Genomic DNA, 16,806 nt, shown 5'->3' with positions numbered 1-16,806 from the left:
CGGCAGTTGGCCTACCGGGTGACAGAACCATCAGCGATCAGCGCACAGGGGGTGCGTATTGAATGCCGCCGTTGTTCCACAGGGCGTTCAGGCCACGGTCGATTTCCAATGGCGTGCTCTTGCCCAGGTTGCGCTCGAACATCTCGCCGTAGTTACCCACTTGCTTGACGATCTGTACTACCCAGTCCTTCTTCACTTTCAGGTCTTTGCCGTATTCGCCGTCGGCACCGAGCAGACGCGCAACGTCCGGGTTCTTGGTGGACTTGGCTTCAGCTTCGACGTTTTTGGAGGTCACACCGGCCTCTTCCGCGTTGAGCATGGCGTAGCCCACCCAGCGCACGATGGCCAGCCACTCGTCGTCGCCATTACGCACGACCGGGCCCAGGGGCTCCTTGGAAATGGTTTCCGGCAGCACCACGTAGTCTTTCGGCGAAGCCAGCTTGCTGCGCTGGGCGAACAGCTGGGATTTGTCGGACGTCAGAACGTCGCAACGCCCGGATTCCAGCGACTTGGCGCTTTCATCGGAGGTGTCGAAGGTGATCGGGGTGTATTTGAGGTTGTTGGCGCGGAAGTAGTCGGAAACGTTCAGCTCAGTCGTGGTACCGGCCTGGATGCAGATGGTTGCACCGTCCAGTTCCTTGGCGCTCTTGACGCCCAGCTTGTTGTTCACCAGAAAGCCGATGCCGTCGTAGTAGGTAATGAAGCCCGGGAATTTCAGGCCCATGCCCGCGTCGCGGGAGCTGGTCATGGTGGTGTTGCGCGACAAGATGTCGACTTCGCCTGACTGAAGCGCGGTGAAACGCTCCTTGGCGTTCAACTGGCTGAACTTGACCTTGGTGGCATCGCCAAACACGGCAGCCGCCACAGCGCGGCAATAGTCAGCGTCGATCCCAAGGATCTTGCCGCTGGCATCCGGCACCGAGAAACCCGGCAGGCCGTCACTCACACCGCACTGCACGAAGCCTTTTTTCTGCACGGCGTCCAGGGTGGCGCCCGCCTGGGCAAAACCACTGACACCCAGTACAGCCGCCGCAGTGACGATGGCCAGGGTGGATTTCAATACCTTCATTACAAACCTCCAATTGCTCTTGTTGTGTCGGAGCTCCAACCTCAGCGCACCCTTATGAGGCGATATCGACCCGTATTGGTTTTTTTTGGGGCCAAGCAGCATGAGGTTTTTGCGGTAATTCCAGTTGCTTTCCCACGAGCGGCAGTCACTGATAGTGTTACCGTCCTAGGAGAGTTCTGACATCGAGATACACATAGCAAGGCGCGTACCAGAGTCTTGGCCGAGTGGCTGCAACTGCGCTTGAATGGCAAAAGATTCAGCCTTGCGACATTCTCTTAACAGATCAACCTGTCGCGCACCGCTCCGACGCACCTAATCGGAGCACCCGCACATCTATGGAGCAAACATGACCGAACCCTTGATTCTTCAGCCTGCCAAGCCCGCAGACGCCTGCGTTATCTGGCTGCATGGCCTGGGCGCCGATCGCTACGACTTCTTGCCGGTGGCCGAAGCGCTGCAGGAAACCTTGCTGAGCACCCGCTTTGTTTTGCCCCAGGCCCCCACCTGCCCCGTGACGATTAATGGCGGCTACGAGATGCCGAGCTGGTACGACATCAAGGCCATGAGCCCGGCCCGTTCGATCAGTCTGGAAGAACTGGAAACGTCGGCAAAAATGGTTACGGACCTGATCGAGACACAACAGAGAACCGGAATAGACACTTCGCGAATTTTCCTCGCCGGTTTTTCTCAAGGCGGCGCCGTGGTTTTCCACACCGCGTTCAAGAAATGGGAGGGGCCCTTGGGCGGTGTGATCGCCCTCTCCACCTATGCGCCCACCTTCGATAATGACCTGCAATTATCCGCCAGCCAGCAACGCATCCCCACACTGTGCCTGCATGGTCAGTACGACGAAGTGGTGCAAAACGCCATGGGCCGCAGCGCCTACGAGCATTTGAAGGGCCGTGGTGTCACCGTGACATGGCAGGAATACCCAATGGGCCACGAAGTGTTACCCCAAGAGATACACGATATCGGCACCTGGCTGACTGAACGCCTGCGCTGAACCCCGTGTTTATGTAGCCGTATGACAGACGCACTACGCCGCGCCCGATTCTTGCATTACACTGGCCGGCGTACATTCCTTAATCAATTAATGAGATGACCGTGCTCAAAGCACTCAAGAAGATGTTCGGCAAAAGCGAGGCTGAGCCGCTCGCGCCTGTTCCCAGTGCACCTGCCCCCAAGCCCGGCAACCGCAATGACGGTCAACAGCCCGGCCGGAACGCACCCGCCGCCTCACCGAACACAACCAGGGTGACGCCGCCGGAACAGGTAAAGCCTGCCGAGCCCGCCCCGACGCCTGTGGCCAAGCCCCGTCGCGAACGTGCGCCCAAGCCGCCCGTGACCCCCTGGAAACTCGAAGACTTCGTCGTCGAACCTCAGGAAGGCAAGACCCGCTTCCACGATTTCAAACTGGCCCCGGAACTGATGCACGCCATCCAGGACCTGGGTTTCCCGTACTGCACGCCGATCCAGGCGCAAGTGCTGGGCTTCACCCTCGCGGGCAAAGACGCCATCGGCCGCGCCCAGACCGGCACCGGCAAGACCGCCGCGTTCCTGATCTCGATCATCACCCAACTGCTGCAAACGCCGCCGCCCAAAGAGCGTTACATGGGTGAACCGCGTGCGCTGATCATCGCCCCGACCCGTGAGCTGGTGGTGCAGATCGCCAAGGACGCCGCCGACCTGACCAAGTACACCGGCCTCAACGTCATGACGTTCGTGGGCGGCATGGACTTCGACAAGCAGCTCAAGCACCTTGAAGCCCGCCATTGCGACATCCTCGTCGCCACCCCGGGCCGCCTGCTCGACTTTAACCAGCGCGGCGACGTGCACCTGGACATGGTCGAAGTGATGGTGCTGGACGAAGCCGACCGCATGCTCGACATGGGCTTTATCCCACAAGTACGCCAGATCATTCGCCAGACCCCGCCGAAAACCGAGCGCCAGACCCTGCTGTTCTCCGCGACCTTCACCGAAGACGTGATGAACCTCGCCAAGCAGTGGACCACTGACCCGTCCATCGTCGAGATCGAAGCACTCAACGTCGCCAGCGAGAACGTCGAGCAGCATATCTACGCCGTCGCCGGTGCCGACAAGTACAAGCTGCTCTACAACCTGGTCAACGATAACGGCTGGGAGCGCGTGATGGTGTTCGCCAACCGCAAGGACGAAGTGCGCCGCATCGAAGAACGCCTGGTGCGCGACGGCGTCAACGCCGCGCAACTGTCGGGCGACGTGCCGCAGCACAAGCGCATCAAGACCCTGGAAGGCTTCCGTGAAGGCAAGATCCGCGTGCTGGTAGCCACCGACGTAGCCGGTCGTGGTATTCACATCGACGGCATCAGCCACGTGATCAACTTCACCCTGCCGGAAGTGCCGGACGACTACGTACACCGCATCGGCCGTACCGGGCGTGCTGGGGCTGCGGGTGTGTCGATCAGCTTTGCGGGCGAGGATGACTCGTACCAGTTGCCGTCCATCGAGGCGTTGCTGGGGCGCAAGATCAGCTGTGAGACACCGCCGACGCATTTGTTGCGGGCTGTAGAACGCAAACGCCCTTAATTTGAAATGCGGTAAAAATGTGGGAGCGGGCTTGCTCGCGAAAGCAGTGAACCAGTCAGTACATCTTTAACTGACAGATTGCTTTCGCGAGCAAGCCCGCTCCCACATGTGGACCTCCAATAGCCTCAGGTCCTATTTCCAACGATCCGCTGCGGCGTGGTCACTGCTGCGCCCTTCTACCCAACGCGGCCCCTCGCTGGTGTTTTCCTTTTTCCAAAACGGCGCCCGCGTCTTCAGGTAATCCATCACAAACGCACACGCCTCAAACGCCGCTTGCCGGTGCGCACTGGCCGCGCCGACAAACACAATCGGCTCACCCGGTTCCAGCGCGCCAATACGATGCAACACTTCCAGCTTGAGCAATGGCCAGCGCTGTTCGGCTTCCACGGCGATCTTGCCCAGGGCCTTTTCGGTCATGCCGGGGTAGTGTTCCAGGAACATCCCTGACACGTCGCGCCCGTCATTGAAGTCGCGTACATAGCCGACAAAGCTCACCACCGCGCCCACGCCCACGTTGGCCGCGTGCATGGCGTTGACTTCGGCACCGGGATCAAAGGCTTCGACCTGCACACGAATGGCCATGCTCAGCCTCCGGTCACGGGGGGAAAGAAGGCGACTTCATCGCCGGCTTGCACCGGCTCGTCGAGGCTACACAGCTCTTCGTTGCGCGCACACATCAGGCTCGCTTCGTTGAGCACGGCGAATTCCGGGTCAGAAGCCAGCGCGAGGCGCACGGCATCAACGGTGGCGAATTCACCTTCCATTTCCAGCGAATCAAAGCCCACCACTTCGGCGTAGCGCGCAAAAAACAGCACGTTGATACTCATTGTTCATCCGCCTTGAAATGCCCACTCTTACCGCCCAGCTTTTCCAGCAGGCGAATACTCTCAATGGTCATGCCGCGATCCACCGCCTTGCACATGTCGTAGATTGTCAGCGCCGCGACGCTGGCGGCGGTCAGGGCTTCCATCTCCACGCCGGTCTGGCCGGAGAGTTTGCAGCGCGCGAGGATATGCACAGCGTCCGCGCCGTCGGCACGCAGTTCCACCTTGACGCCGGTGAGCATCAACGGGTGGCACAGGGGGATCAAGTCACTGGTTTTTTTCGCTGCCTGGATCCCGGCAATGCGGGCCACGGCAAACACGTCGCCCTTGGGGTGGGCGCCGTCGACAATCATTTGCAGGGTGTCGGGCAACATGCGCACCCGCGCTTCGGCCACCGCCTCGCGGAACGTCACGGCTTTGTCGGTGACGTCGACCATATGGGCGCGACCTTGGGAATCGAGATGAGTCAGCACAGGGATACTCCTGATCAGGAGCTGGGATTGTAAACCTGTGGGTCAAAATTTGCGCAGGGCTGTTTATCCCACCCTGTAGGAGCGAGCTTGCTCGCGAAAAACGTCAACGATAACGCGTGCACCCTGAGTAAACGCGGCGCCTGTGAGTTTTTCGCGAGCAAGCTCGCTCCTACATTCAAGGTTAGAACAGGAAGGTAAACCCGGCATTGATCCCGTTGTTGTTACCGCGGTTGGAAAGCAAGCCGCTGTAGTTCAACGACACCAGGGTGTCCTTGGTCAGCGCCATTTGCGCACTGGCCTTGATCACCGCGCCATCCCTGGCCACAGGCACGCTGTTGACGGCGAAGGCCGTGTCACTGCCGGCAAACTTCAGAGAAGCTTCACGATCGGTATCACCAAACTGGTGCTCCCAACCCAGCTCACCGCGCAGGGTCACCGCCGAGGTGGACGTGAGCGGCAGCTGGGTATGGCCACGCACGCCCAGGGTGGAGAGTGTCGCGTCCTGGCTTTGCTGGCTGGCATGCAAGGCTGCGGCACCGCCTTTTTCCTTGAACGAGTCGCTTTGATAGTTCAGGTACGTGAGGTTGGCGAAGGGTTCAAACACGGTCCATTGGGTGTAACCGATCTCGGCAAACACTTGGTCGGTACGCGCGTTGTAGTCGGCCTTGGCATGGTCCGACTGATTGGCATAGGCCACCCGTCGCGAAGTGTCCAGGCGGTGCCAGGTGCTGGCACCGCCCAGGCGCAGGGCAATCGCCTCGAAGCGTTTGCCACCATAGACCGACAGGTGATAGTTGTCGCTGTCCGCCGACGCCGACTGGCCGTTGAGGTGGCTTTGGGTATAACCGGTCGCCGCGCCCACGCGCCAGCCGTCGTTCACCTCGGTGTCCAGGCCCAGCAGTACGCCGCTGGTGGACGAGGAGTAACCGCTGGCGTTGTTGTCACCACTGACGTTGTTGCGTCCACCGAGTAGCTGTACCCAGCCGCCGTTGTCACGGCTGTCGATCTGCGCGTTGGAGTCCAGTGCCTGAGTCTGTTGCAGGCGAGCGTTGACCGCTTCACGCAGGTAGCGGCTGTCGGCCATTTGCGCCGCCGCCACATCCGAGTGCAGTTGCCCCGACAGTTGCCTGAACCCTTCCCGCGCCTGAGCGGCGGAATCCGACGCCAGCAGGCTTTCGTAGACCGGGCTGCCAGCGCCCAATGTCTCGGCTACCGTCGCCACCGACCGCTCATTGCGGGTTTGCGCGACGCTGGCGAAGGTGGTCTGGTTGCGGGCTATCGCCAGGGTCAACTGGTTCGGTTGATAGTTCAGCGCAGTGCCAATGAACAGGTAGTTGGGGGCGAACGCCGCAAACTGCCCCTGGATACCTTGGCTGGCGCTGAGGATAGTGAACTGCTGGCCCAGCAAGCTGCGCGCCTCGGTGGCGGTCAACAGATTGGGGCTGTTCTCCAGGGACACGTTCACCACACCACCGTTGAGAGTCGCCACGCCATTGCTCTGGAGCTGGTCGCTCTGACCATTGGCGCCGACTTCGACGGCATACACCGAACCCGGATTGAACATGACATCGCCGGTGCGCAGCGTGCCAATCGAATGCCCCGGGGCCACTCGCCCGCCGTTGTTGACGGTCAAGGCGCCCACCGTGCCGTTGCCGGCCAGGGTGCCGCCCAGTGTGGTCATCACGCCGTTACCGGCATTGCGCATGCCCACGGCGCTGCCATCTACCGTCACGGCAGAGGTCAACGCGCCGTCCACCGACAATTTGCCACCGCGTACCCAAGTGCTGCCCGAATAAGTGTTCTGGCCTTCCAGCACCAGCTCGCCATCCCCGGACTTGACCAGGCTACCGACGTAGGTACTGCCCGTGAGCGCGTCCTGGCCGCGGGTGAGTGTTGCCTGCTCCCGGGCATGACCGATGTCGTATTCGAACTGATCATCGGCCGAGGCATTGGCGGGCAGGCCATTGAGCCAGCCTTTTTGCGCTTTAGTGGCGGCCCAGGTCGCCTGTTCGGCAGCGTCCTCTACGCGACGGGCGCGAATGGCTTCATCGGAAATCGGGTTAGCCCAGATATCGCGGGTACCGCTGGGTAAAGCCACTGCCACCGCACCGAGGAACTGCCCCGGCCCTTGCATGGCTTTTTGCAGGTTGGGCAAGCCCCAACCACTGACCACACCTGGCACTTGCGGCGTACCCGGCGGCGCATCGTGCACCGGTTGCAGGTTGTCGTAGGTGCGGCCACCGGTCAGCGTGCCAACCGGCGTGTCCGGGCCATCCGGCGCTTGCAGGCTGGAGGTGGTCAGCAACACGTCCCGCGCTTGGCTGGGCGTCATATAGGGGAAGCGCTGCATCACCAACGCCAGAGCCCCGGAAACGCTCGGCGCGGCAGCCGAGGTGCCGTTGGCATTCGGGATGATTTCGCCCTCGGGGCCGGCAGATGGAATGCCCGACACGCCCATCACACACCACCATTTTGAGGTACCGCAGCGGTTGTAGACCTGGGCACTTGTCTCATCATAGCCCGTGATCGAGAGAAACTTGCCTTCGATATCCGGCTTGAAAAACGGCAGGTTCGCGTTGGTGTCCGGGTTGGCACCGTGGCTGTCGTTGCCCGCCGAGATGATCTGGATGAACGTGTTTTGCCGGGCCGCATCGGCCATGGCGTCCATCCAGGTTTTGTGCCCGGCGTGGGCCTTGTCCCAGAATGGGCGATAGGCGGCGGTCATGTCCTGCAGGTTTTGCGCGGCGCTGTCGCCGACGTTGCCGAAGTGGTTCTCCACGTCATCGCGCGAGCTCTGCCCCCAACTCTGGTTGACGATCGCCACGTTCTTCGCCGCCAGGGCGTTGTAGCTGGCCATAAATGCGTTGTAGTCGAGGTCGTTGGAGCCTTGGTAGCGGTCGTTGTCGCTGCCGCCGGTGTTGGCGACAAACAGGTTGGCGTCGAAAGCAATGCCGTGCATACCGGTGCCGTTGCGGTTGGCAGCCAGCACCCCGGACATTTCCGTGCCATGCCCGTCGTTGAACGCCGGGTCGTATTCCCCTGGGATACTGAAAGGCTCCCCCTGCTTGAACTCGCCGCTGGGTACTTCAAGGCGGTAGCGCGGATGGGTGGCGTAGTACTCGCCCGTGGAGGTCACCGCCTGCACCCGGTCCTGGCCCTGGGCATTTTTGCCCTGGAACTCGGAGTGTTCGGTGAGGATGCCCGAGTCGAGTACGCCGACATTCACCCCCTTGCCGGTGATGCCCAAGGCATAGGCGTAATACGCGTTGGTGCGGTCCAGGCCGGAATTGACCTGAGCTTCCGGGGTCTTCCAGGTTTGCGCGTTGGCACTCCAGTCACGGGTTGCGCCAGCCCAAGACTGGCCTGCGTTCAATTGCCCGCTGAGGTTGCTGCTCACGCCCGGCTCGACGTAGGTGTAAGGCTTGGCGGCCGGCAGGTTGGCGATAATGGCCTTGGAGAAGTCCAGAATATTGGTGGTGTAACGGCCGCTGTTGCTGAACAACCGGCTGCGGTAGTAATCCAGGCGCGAAGCGTAGTCCAGCGGCCGACGGGTGTCGCCGAGCATGGCGCCAATGGTCAGGTTCTCGGGTTGCAGCTCATAGTTTTGCTTGAGGGCCGAATCGAACTTGCCGGACTGGGCCGCGAAGTCCTTGGCCGCAAGATCGACAATATCCGCGTAGGCAAACCTGAGGTTTTTGTACACGGCAGTCTCAGGGCCGAATGAGGCGACGGCTGTCCTGAACGCCGATTCCAATACCTGCGGGGTGTAAGGGTTGTCGTCTGCCCTGGCCACGGAACCGTGGCCCAGCCATAAGGCCAGGCCGAGTGCTATGGGTGTGAGGGGTGTGGTCTTGAAACGGGGGGTGCGATTGCGTTGCGACACAATGAAGCCATTACCTGCTACGTCCATTTTCCTTTCCCTTTGGATATGTGCGTCATCAATGAGCGGTGTTTCGGGCTTTTGTAATAGGCAGGGTCACGGTGAAAACCCTGGACAGGTTTTCTAAACGTTCGTCGAATCAAGGAGGTGGTGTTCCGACGGGGTCTTGCAGTGTTCTTATAGTTTTTACCGCAAGAAAAAATGTAACAAAATAATTACAGAGACCACAAGCACCCAGGACGCGTTAACGCAGGCAAATGTCGCACAAAACAAAAACCCCGGACTTCGTGAAAAATCCGGGGTTTTTCATAGCAGGTTCAATGCAGTTACAGATGGGACTCGGCGTATTCAGCCAGAATCGAACGCGGTACCCCTTGCAGCGCAATGTGCACGCCGTTCGGGAAGTCTTTGAAGCGTTCCGTCAGGTAGGTCAGCCCGGAGCTGGTCGCGGACAGGTAAGGGGTGTCGATCTGCGCCAGGTTACCCAGGCACACCACTTTGGAACCGGCGCCCGCACGGGTGATGATGGTTTTCATCTGGTGCGGTGTAAGGTTCTGGCATTCATCGATCAGAATCAGGCTTTGCTGGAAGCTGCGACCTCGGATGTAGTTGAGGGATTTGAACTGCAACGGCACTTTGCTGAGGATGTAGTCGACGCTGCCATGGGTGTTTTCGTCATCCATGTGCAAGGCTTCGAGGTTGTCGGTAATCGCCCCCAGCCACGGCTCCATTTTTTCCGCCTCGGTACCGGGCAGAAAGCCGATTTCCTGGTCCAGGCCCTGCACGCTGCGGGTGGCGATGATGCGGCGATAGCGTTTGGTGACCATGGTCTGTTCGATGGCGGCGGCCAGGGCCAGGATGGTTTTGCCTGAACCTGCGGCGCCGGTCAGGTTGACCAGGTGGATGTCCGGGTCGAGCAGCGCGTAGAGCGCCAGGCTCTGGTAGATATCACGCGGTTTCAGGCCCCAGGCTTCCTGGTGCAACAGGGGTTCCTGATGCAGGTCGAGGATCAGCAGCTTGTCGACCTGGATCTCTTTGATCCAGCCCACGAAGCCCTGTTCATCGACGATGAACTCATTGATATGCACGGCCGGCAGGTTGTCGATCAGCTGTACCTGGTGCCAGGTGCGGCCGTGGTCCTGACGGGTTTCGACCTTGCTCACACGGTCCCAGAACGAACCGGTCATCATGTGATAACCACGCGAAAGCATCGACACGTCGTCGACCAACTGGTCGGTACTGTAGTCCTCGGCAGCGATCCCACACGCTCGTGCCTTGAGGCGCATATTGATGTCTTTGGTCACCAGCACCACGCGCAGGTCCTTGTCGCGCGCATGCAGGTCGATCAATTGGTTGATGATTTTGTTGTCGTTCAGGTTTTCCGGCAGCAGGCTGTTGGGCTCGCTGCGCTTGCTCATCAGGATCGACAGCAAGCCCTTGGGCCCGCCCTTGCCACGCTGGATCGGTACACCGACCTCGACGTCCTCGGGCGAGGCTTCACCCAGGGTCTTGTCGATCAGGCGGATGGCCTGGCGGCATTCGGCGGCAACGCTGTGGTGGCCGCTTTTGAGTTTGTCGAGCTCCTCAAGCACGATCATCGGGATGGCGACGTGGTGTTCTTCGAAGTTCAGCAGTGCGTTTGGATCGTGGATCAATACGTTGGTATCAAGCACATAAAGGATTGGCTGGTCGGAAGAAGGGTTACGTCCATGATCATCCATACTCGGTCACCTTTGTGGGAGCCATTCGACGCAATACCTGGGCGGTGCTGCGCCTCGATTCGACCACCGATTGCACCTTGAACAAGGTCAAGTGCAGTGCCCACAGGAGGAGTCTTGGAAGACGCCACCTGTGCTGCAGGTTTCGGCGATCTGACTTCGTAATACCGCAAAACCCATGACAGGAAAAAGCACTTTGACGCTTTTTTGAAGTTTATTTTTCAGGATGACGAATAGCACTAGCCGAGTGCCATGTACCCCGTTAAAGTCGGAAGTCCGCCTGCATCGAAATGTCGCAGCAAATCGCCCCAAAAACACCCCATCCCCAGCAAAGTCGGGCACTTCATCGAAATGCCTCGCGGCACTCCTGCCAACCCAAGCCACTCTGCGCCGTCGCCTGCAACATCATCGGCAATGCCACCCGCGCCTTGTCCTGGGTGTCGTGAAACACGATCACGCCTTTGCGCCACAGCAGCATCAGCGTCAGCACCCGTTGCGCCGACTCATCGGCCTTGAGCTTGCCCGGCTCGTCCTGGGAATCGATATCCCATAACGCCACTTGCAAGCCCTGTTGCTGAAAGAAGCCCTGGCTGTCCGCACGGCGTTGCCCATACGGTGGGCGGAACAAGGGCACATAATTTTCCGGCATCAGGTTCTGTACCAGCCCGGCACTGCGGGTGATGGAGCTTTGCCAGTCGACCCAATGGCTGTGGGAGCGGTACTGCCAGCCCTGAAGCCCCACGCACTGCCCTTGGTACAGCGCCTGCACATCGGCGGCGGAACTGCGCTCCACGCGGGCTTGCAAGCTGCTGCCAAGGACAAAGAACGTCGCGTTCATCTTTTGCTTGCGCAGGTAATCGGTGAGCCAGTCGGTATTGCCGCTGACCGGTGCAGGGCCACCGTCGAAGGTCAGCAAAAACATCCGGTCATTGAGTTCATCACCGTTGCGCTCATGATCGCCAAAGCGCGCCACTTCACTGCTGATCTGCGGAAACAGCGCGGCCTTGCGCAACAACTCGTCCAGATAGCGTGCGTGGAAGTGCCGGCTGGGGGCGGCCCAGCCTATATAGAAAGAGTTGTCACCGACCTCGAACTTGCCGGCCTGCTCACGCAGGTCGTCCATGTTTTCCACCAGGTAGCAGAACGAGGCGTCTTCTTCGCAGCTCTGCTGGGCGAATGTGTAGTTCTCCAACAGCCGTTGCCAGAGCTGGCGACGCAGGTCGTCGATGGCAGCCAGGTTGATGATCTTCAACCCCAAGCGCTGCTTGAGCGCGGCGTCGTCCAGGGCTTCGCTGGCGAGCAGGCCGTGGGCAAACATCAGGATCTCCGCACGCGAAGCCACATCGAACAGCGCCGGGCTGACGAGTTTTTCCGGCCAGGTACCACGGTCCAGGCTGGCGACATCCACCGGCGCGGCCTGGGCATTCAGGCACAGCAGGCAAGCGGACAATAAAAGCGCTAATCGCACACGGGGTCTTCCTTTCCAGAGTTACCGCCCATCATAGCGGACTGATCCGCCTTTATTGTGTAGGAGCGAGCTTGCTCGCGAAAAACGTCTGGGCACCGCGTTTATTCAGCCCGCCAGCGTTATCGTTGACGACTTTCGCGAGCAAGCTCGCTCCTACACAAAAACCGGGGCCTATCGGCTTGATAGGTGGAGTCGAACGCTCCAACCCCCTAGAATCCCCCCACGATTCCAGGAGCCAACTTCATGCTGATGGTGATTTCCCCCGCCAAAACCCTCGACTTCGAGTCCAAGCCGGTCACTGCGCGCTTCACCCAGCCGCAGTACCTGGACCACTCCCAGGAACTGATCGAGCAACTGCGCGAACTGAGCCCGGCGCAAATCAGTGAGTTGATGCACGTCTCCGACAAGATCGGTGGCCTCAACGCCGCGCGCTTCGGCAGCTGGACGCCGGCCTTCACTGCGGACAACGCCAAGCAGGCGCTGCTGGCGTTCAAGGGCGATGTGTATACCGGCCTGAATGCCGAGACGTTCAGCGATGCCGATTTCAGCTACGCCCAGGACCACCTGCGCATGCTCTCGGGGCTCTACGGCTTGCTGCGCCCATTGGATTTGATGATGCCGTACCGCCTGGAGATGGGCACCAAGCTGGCCAATGCCCGTGGCAAGGACCTCTATGCTTTTTGGGGTACGCGCATCAGCGAGTGGTTGAATGAAGCACTGGCCGAGCAAGGCGACGATGTGCTGCTCAACCTGGCGTCCAATGAGTATTTTTCGGCGGTCAAGCGCACGGCGTTGAAGGCGCGGATCATCAATACCGAGTTCAAGGACCTGAAGAACGGTCAGTACAAGATCATCAGCTTCTACGCCAAAAAGGCCCGAGGCATGATGAGCCGGTTTGTGATTGAAGAACGCATCAACGACCCAGCACAGCTCAAGCAGTTCGATGTGCAGGGTTACCGCTTCAATGCGGAGCAGTCCAAGCCGGACAACCTGGTGTTTTTGCGCGATCACGCACCGGAATAAGGCCTGTACAGCCACCCACATCAACTGTGGGAGCTGGCTTGCCTGCGATAGCGGTGGGTCATCCGACTCACCTGTTGCTGATACACCGCTATCGCAGGCAAGCCAGCTCCCACATTTTTGTCTGCATTTCAGCCCCGGGATCGTCATTTATTTGGCGTCAAAAAATATCCAGACACATCCATAACAATTTCTTCACTCGACACTCGTCGGTTTTTTTCGTAGTGGCACCACTTTTTTTTAACGGTAGTGGCACAAAACTATCCTCTCGCACCAACTCCCCATAACTACTGGCCTAAATAGCAAGTGCTATCAATATAGTACCAGTGCCATCTTTTCTAATATTTCAAAAAATTTCCGGAAAGGGGATGAGCGGCCCGGAACTTCGTCCTGAAGCACCGCTCATACCACCGGTAACGAAATTCTCTGTTTACGTAAGAGATGACTTACATACCGACCAATGGAAGTAGCCAAGTTGTCATAAAGCACTTTGGCTCGAGGGTCATATCATCAACTGATTGAGTTGAGGGCGGCGATAAGGACTCATTGCCAACCCCCTAAAGGCCAAGGCAGCGCTGACCTAAATGAGCCAGTGTCAACACCCAAGGCATTGATATCAAAAGGCTTCTTGCCTGTATCAAAGCCCAGCGGCACTGGCGCCGGACCCTTCCGCCACGGAAAACCGGCTGCATTTCAGGGCAAGCCCCAATAACAAGGCCACGTTGCGCACAACTTGAGTGCAATAGTTAGTCACTCGCTATTTAACATGCCTGCACGCGGTAAGTCGGCGTCTATTCGCCTAACTTTCGCGGCATCAGTGACGCTTGCAAACATGAACTCCGGCCATCTAATGGCATGATTTAAACATAGAGGTAATTGCGATGCGCATCAGCATATTTGGTTTGGGTTACGTTGGCGCCGTGTGTGCCGGTTGCCTGTCTGCCCGTGGCCATGAAGTGGTCGGCGTAGACATCTCCAAGGAAAAGATCGACCTGATCAATGCGGGTAAATCCCCCATCGTTGAACCAGGTCTGGGCGAACTGTTGAGCCAAGGCATCGCAACCGGTCGACTGCGCGGTACCACCAACTTCGCCGAAGCCATCCGCGACACCGACCTGTCGATGATCTGCGTGGGCACGCCGAGCAAGAAAAACGGCGACCTGGAACTCAACTACATCGAGTCGGTATGCCGCGAAATCGGTTTTGTACTGCGTGACAAGACCACCCGCCACACCATCGTGGTGCGCAGCACCGTACTGCCAGGCACCGTGGCCAACGTGGTGATCCCGATCCTCGAAGACTGCTCCGGCAAGAAAGCCGGCGTTGATTTCGGCGTTGCGGTCAACCCGGAGTTCCTGCGTGAATCCACCGCCATCGCTGACTACGACCTGCCGCCGATGACCGTCATCGGTGAGTTCGACACTGCCTCCGGCGATGTCCTGCAGTCGCTGTACGAAGAACTCGATGCGCCGATCATCCGCAAGGACATCGCCGTCGCCGAAATGATCAAGTACACCTGCAACGTGTGGCACGCCACCAAAGTCACCTTCGCCAACGAGATCGGCAACATTGCCAAGGCTGTCGGCGTCGACGGTCGCGAAGTGATGGAAGTGGTCTGCCAGGACAAGACCCTCAACCTGTCCCAGTACTACATGCGCCCAGGCTTCGCCTTCGGTGGCTCGTGCCTGCCAAAAGACGTGCGCGCCCTCACCTACCGCGCCGGCTCCCTGGACGTGGAAGCGCCGCTGCTCAACTCGCTGATGCGCAGCAACGAGTCCCAGGTACAGAACGCCTTCGACATCGTCTCCAGCCACGAAAAACGCAAAGTTGCGCTACTGGGCCTGAGCTTCAAGGCCGGCACCGACGACCTGCGCGAAAGCCCCCTGGTAGAGCTGGCAGAAATGCTGATCGGCAAGGGCTACGACCTGAGCATCTACGACAGCAACGTCGAATACGCCCGTGTACACGGCGCGAACAAGGACTACATCGAAGGCAAGATCCCCCACGTGTCGTCCCTGCTCAACTCGGATTTCGATGATGTGATCAACAACTCCGACGTGATCATCCTCGGTAACCGTGACGAGAAGTTCCGTGCCCTGGCGCATAACGCTCCGGAAGGCAAACAAGTGGTCGACCTGGTGGGCTTCATGTCCAAGGCCACCAGCGTGAGCGGCCGTACCGAAGGTATTTGCTGGTAACAGCAACGGCAAGTTTCAGGCTGCAAGTGGCTTTATCCCCAGCGCTTGCAGCCTGAAGCCTCCTCACCTTGCGGATGACGCTTATGTCCAAGTTAAAACATGTATTTCTGCAATCGGCCGGCTGGCTGTTCTTTCTCAGCCTGCTGATGGGTCTCGCCCTGCTGTTGCCGGCGAGCACCTTCGATTCGCAATCGAAGAATTTTATTTTCCTGATTGGTGCCGTGGGTATCTGGCGCTACTCGATGGGCGCGACGCATTTCTTTCGCGGCATGCTGTTCCTGTACGTGGTGTACCCGCACCTGCGCCGCAAAGTGCGCAAGCTGGGCAAAGCCGCCGACCCGTCCCATGTGTTCCTGATGGTCACCAGTTTTCGTATCGACGCGCTGACCACCGCCCAAGTCTACAGCTCGGTGATTCGCGAAGCCATCGACTGCGGCTTCCCCACCACCGTGGTGTGCTCGCTGGTGGAAATGTCCGATGAGCTGCTGGTCAAAAGCCTCTGGGAAAAGATGAACCCGCCGGCTCACGTCAAGCTCGACTTCGTGCGTATCGCCGGTACCGGCAAGCGTGACGGCCTGGCCTTCGGTTTTCGCGCCATCTCGCGTCACCTGCCGGACGACCGCGCCGTGGTTGCCGTGATTGATGGCGACACCGTGTTGGCCGAAGGCGTGGTGCGCAAGACCGTGCCGTGGTTCCAGCTGTTCGGCAATGTCGGCGGCCTGACCACCAACGAATTCTGCGAAGTGCGCGGCGGCTACATCATGAGCGAATGGCACAAACTGCGCTTCGCCCAACGCCACATCAACATGTGCTCCATGGCCCTGTCCAAGCGCGTGCTGACCATGACCGGGCGCATGTCGGTGTTCCGTGCCAGCGTAGTGACCGACCCGGGCTTTATCGCCGACGTGGAAAGCGACTCGTTGCAACACTGGCGCCTGGGCCGCTTCAAGTTCCTCACCGGGGATGACAAGTCCAGCTGGTTCAGCCTGATGCGCCTGGGCTACGACACCTTCTACGTGCCGGATGCCGCGATCAACACCGTGGAACACCCGCCGGAAAAGAGCTTCATCAAGGCCAGCCGCAAGCTGATGTTCCGCTGGTACGGCAACAACCTGCGCCAGAACTCCCGCGCGCTCGGCCTGGGCGTGCGTCGCCTCGGCCTGTTCACCAGCGTGGTGTTGTTCGACCAGCGCGTGTCGATGTGGACCTCCCTGCTCGGCCTGACCGTGGCCATGATCGCCACCTTCAAGTACGGCGGCGCGTTCATCCTCGCCTACCTGCTGTGGATCGGCATTACCCGCCTGATCCTCACCCTGCTGTTGTCGTGCTCTGGCCACAAGATCGGCCCGGCCTACCCGCTGATTCTCTATTACAACCAGATCATGGGCGCGTTGGTGAAGATCTACGTGTTCTTCCGCCTTGATCAACAGTCCTGGACCCGCCAGGACACCAAACTGACCCGCGATTTGGCCAGCTTTCAACGTTGGTTCAACACCTGGTCGTCTCGGACCATGACCTTCTCCGCCGGCAGCATCTTCGTTGCCGTGTTGCTGATGATGGTCTGACCCAGCCAAGCCTGAATTAACCTAGG

General features: G+C 59.5%; 12 protein-coding genes. 5 read left to right on the top strand and 7 right to left on the bottom strand.

Going from position 1 to position 16,806, the window contains the following annotated elements; all coding sequences use genetic code 11:
- Window positions 1–37: 37 nt before the first annotated feature.
- Window positions 38–1,069 (bottom strand): amino acid ABC transporter substrate-binding protein, encoded by a 1,032-nt coding sequence (locus A7K61_RS15490; RefSeq protein WP_044271982.1) that lies wholly within the window; start codon window positions 1,067–1,069, stop codon window positions 38–40.
- 346 nt (window positions 1,070–1,415) lie between these two features.
- On the opposite strand from A7K61_RS15490, the gene A7K61_RS15485 reads away from it, so the two are divergent.
- Together A7K61_RS15485 and rhlB are read left to right on the top strand one after the other, a co-directional pair.
- On the top strand, window positions 1,416–2,072 hold the full coding sequence (locus A7K61_RS15485) for an alpha/beta hydrolase (RefSeq protein WP_069557878.1): 657 nt from the start codon (window positions 1,416–1,418) through the stop codon (window positions 2,070–2,072).
- Window positions 2,073–2,167: 95 nt separating this feature from the next.
- Window positions 2,168–3,634, top strand: a complete 1,467-nt coding sequence (gene rhlB, locus A7K61_RS15480; protein WP_047712640.1) for an ATP-dependent RNA helicase RhlB — start codon at window positions 2,168–2,170, stop codon at window positions 3,632–3,634.
- 132 nt (window positions 3,635–3,766) lie between these two features.
- Here the strand turns inward: rhlB and moaE are convergent, their stop codons facing one another.
- From moaE to A7K61_RS15450, 6 genes are all read right to left on the bottom strand, one after another.
- A complete protein-coding gene (moaE, locus tag A7K61_RS15475; RefSeq protein WP_069557877.1) occupies window positions 3,767–4,216 on the bottom strand; it encodes a molybdopterin synthase catalytic subunit MoaE in 450 nt (149 codons plus the stop codon).
- A gap of 2 nt (window positions 4,217–4,218) precedes the next feature.
- Entirely contained in the window at window positions 4,219–4,461 is a 243-nt protein-coding gene (gene moaD / locus A7K61_RS15470; RefSeq protein ID WP_047712638.1) for a molybdopterin converting factor subunit 1, read from the bottom strand.
- A complete protein-coding gene (moaC, locus tag A7K61_RS15465; RefSeq protein WP_032893473.1) occupies window positions 4,458–4,931 on the bottom strand; it encodes a cyclic pyranopterin monophosphate synthase MoaC in 474 nt (157 codons plus the stop codon). The genes moaD and moaC overlap by 4 nt, the downstream gene beginning before the upstream one ends.
- 181 nt (window positions 4,932–5,112) lie before the next feature.
- Window positions 5,113–8,841: an autotransporter domain-containing protein gene (locus A7K61_RS15460; protein WP_069557876.1), complete on the bottom strand. Its 3,729-nt coding sequence runs from the start codon at window positions 8,839–8,841 to the stop codon at window positions 5,113–5,115.
- 296 nt (window positions 8,842–9,137) lie between these two features.
- Window positions 9,138–10,532, bottom strand: coding sequence for a PhoH family protein (locus A7K61_RS15455; RefSeq protein ID WP_003188745.1), 1,395 nt, complete (start codon window positions 10,530–10,532; stop codon window positions 9,138–9,140).
- 340 nt (window positions 10,533–10,872) lie between these two features.
- Window positions 10,873–11,997 carry a polysaccharide deacetylase family protein gene (locus tag A7K61_RS15450; RefSeq protein ID WP_069557875.1) on the bottom strand — a complete coding sequence of 375 codons (1,125 nt, stop codon included), beginning with the start codon at window positions 11,995–11,997 and terminating at the stop codon, window positions 10,873–10,875.
- Window positions 11,998–12,240: 243 nt separating this feature from the next.
- On the opposite strand from A7K61_RS15450, the gene yaaA reads away from it, so the two are divergent.
- From yaaA to alg8, 3 genes are all read left to right on the top strand, one after another.
- Window positions 12,241–13,020 carry a peroxide stress protein YaaA gene (gene yaaA / locus A7K61_RS15445; protein WP_069557874.1) on the top strand — a complete coding sequence of 260 codons (780 nt, stop codon included), beginning with the start codon at window positions 12,241–12,243 and terminating at the stop codon, window positions 13,018–13,020.
- Window positions 13,021–13,898: 878 nt separating this feature from the next.
- Window positions 13,899–15,215 (top strand): nucleotide sugar dehydrogenase, encoded by a 1,317-nt coding sequence (locus tag A7K61_RS15440; RefSeq protein WP_032893483.1) that lies wholly within the window; start codon window positions 13,899–13,901, stop codon window positions 15,213–15,215.
- Window positions 15,216–15,298: 83 nt separating this feature from the next.
- Window positions 15,299–16,780 carry a mannuronan synthase gene (alg8, locus tag A7K61_RS15435; RefSeq protein ID WP_161794312.1) on the top strand — a complete coding sequence of 494 codons (1,482 nt, stop codon included), beginning with the start codon at window positions 15,299–15,301 and terminating at the stop codon, window positions 16,778–16,780.
- The last annotated feature ends 26 nt before the right edge of the window (window positions 16,781–16,806 follow it).

The sequence above is a fragment of the Pseudomonas sp. AP42 genome, from assembly GCF_001728935.1.
GTDB classification, from domain to species: Bacteria; Pseudomonadota; Gammaproteobacteria; order Pseudomonadales; family Pseudomonadaceae; genus Aquipseudomonas; species Aquipseudomonas lactis.
This window is presented reverse-complemented; position numbering and strand designations above follow the sequence as displayed.

What these genes read in the sequence shown, in the direction of transcription:
- A7K61_RS15490 (WP_044271982.1), bottom strand. Translation starts at nt 1,069, where the DNA reads ATGAAGGTATTGAAATCCACCCTGGCCATCGTCACTGCGGCGGCTGTA.
- A7K61_RS15485 (WP_069557878.1), top strand. Translation starts at nt 1,416, where the DNA reads ATGACCGAACCCTTGATTCTTCAGCCTGCCAAGCCCGCAGACGCCTGC.
- rhlB (WP_047712640.1), top strand. Translation starts at nt 2,168, where the DNA reads ATGACCGTGCTCAAAGCACTCAAGAAGATGTTCGGCAAAAGCGAGGCT.
- moaE (WP_069557877.1), bottom strand. Translation starts at nt 4,216, where the DNA reads ATGGCCATTCGTGTGCAGGTCGAAGCCTTTGATCCCGGTGCCGAAGTC.
- moaD (WP_047712638.1), bottom strand. Translation starts at nt 4,461, where the DNA reads ATGAGTATCAACGTGCTGTTTTTTGCGCGCTACGCCGAAGTGGTGGGC.
- A7K61_RS15460 (WP_069557876.1), bottom strand. Translation starts at nt 8,841, where the DNA reads ATGGACGTAGCAGGTAATGGCTTCATTGTGTCGCAACGCAATCGCACC.
- A7K61_RS15455 (WP_003188745.1), bottom strand. Translation starts at nt 10,532, where the DNA reads ATGGATGATCATGGACGTAACCCTTCTTCCGACCAGCCAATCCTTTAT.
- yaaA (WP_069557874.1), top strand. Translation starts at nt 12,241, where the DNA reads ATGCTGATGGTGATTTCCCCCGCCAAAACCCTCGACTTCGAGTCCAAG.
- A7K61_RS15440 (WP_032893483.1), top strand. Translation starts at nt 13,899, where the DNA reads ATGCGCATCAGCATATTTGGTTTGGGTTACGTTGGCGCCGTGTGTGCC.
- alg8 (WP_161794312.1), top strand. Translation starts at nt 15,299, where the DNA reads ATGTCCAAGTTAAAACATGTATTTCTGCAATCGGCCGGCTGGCTGTTC.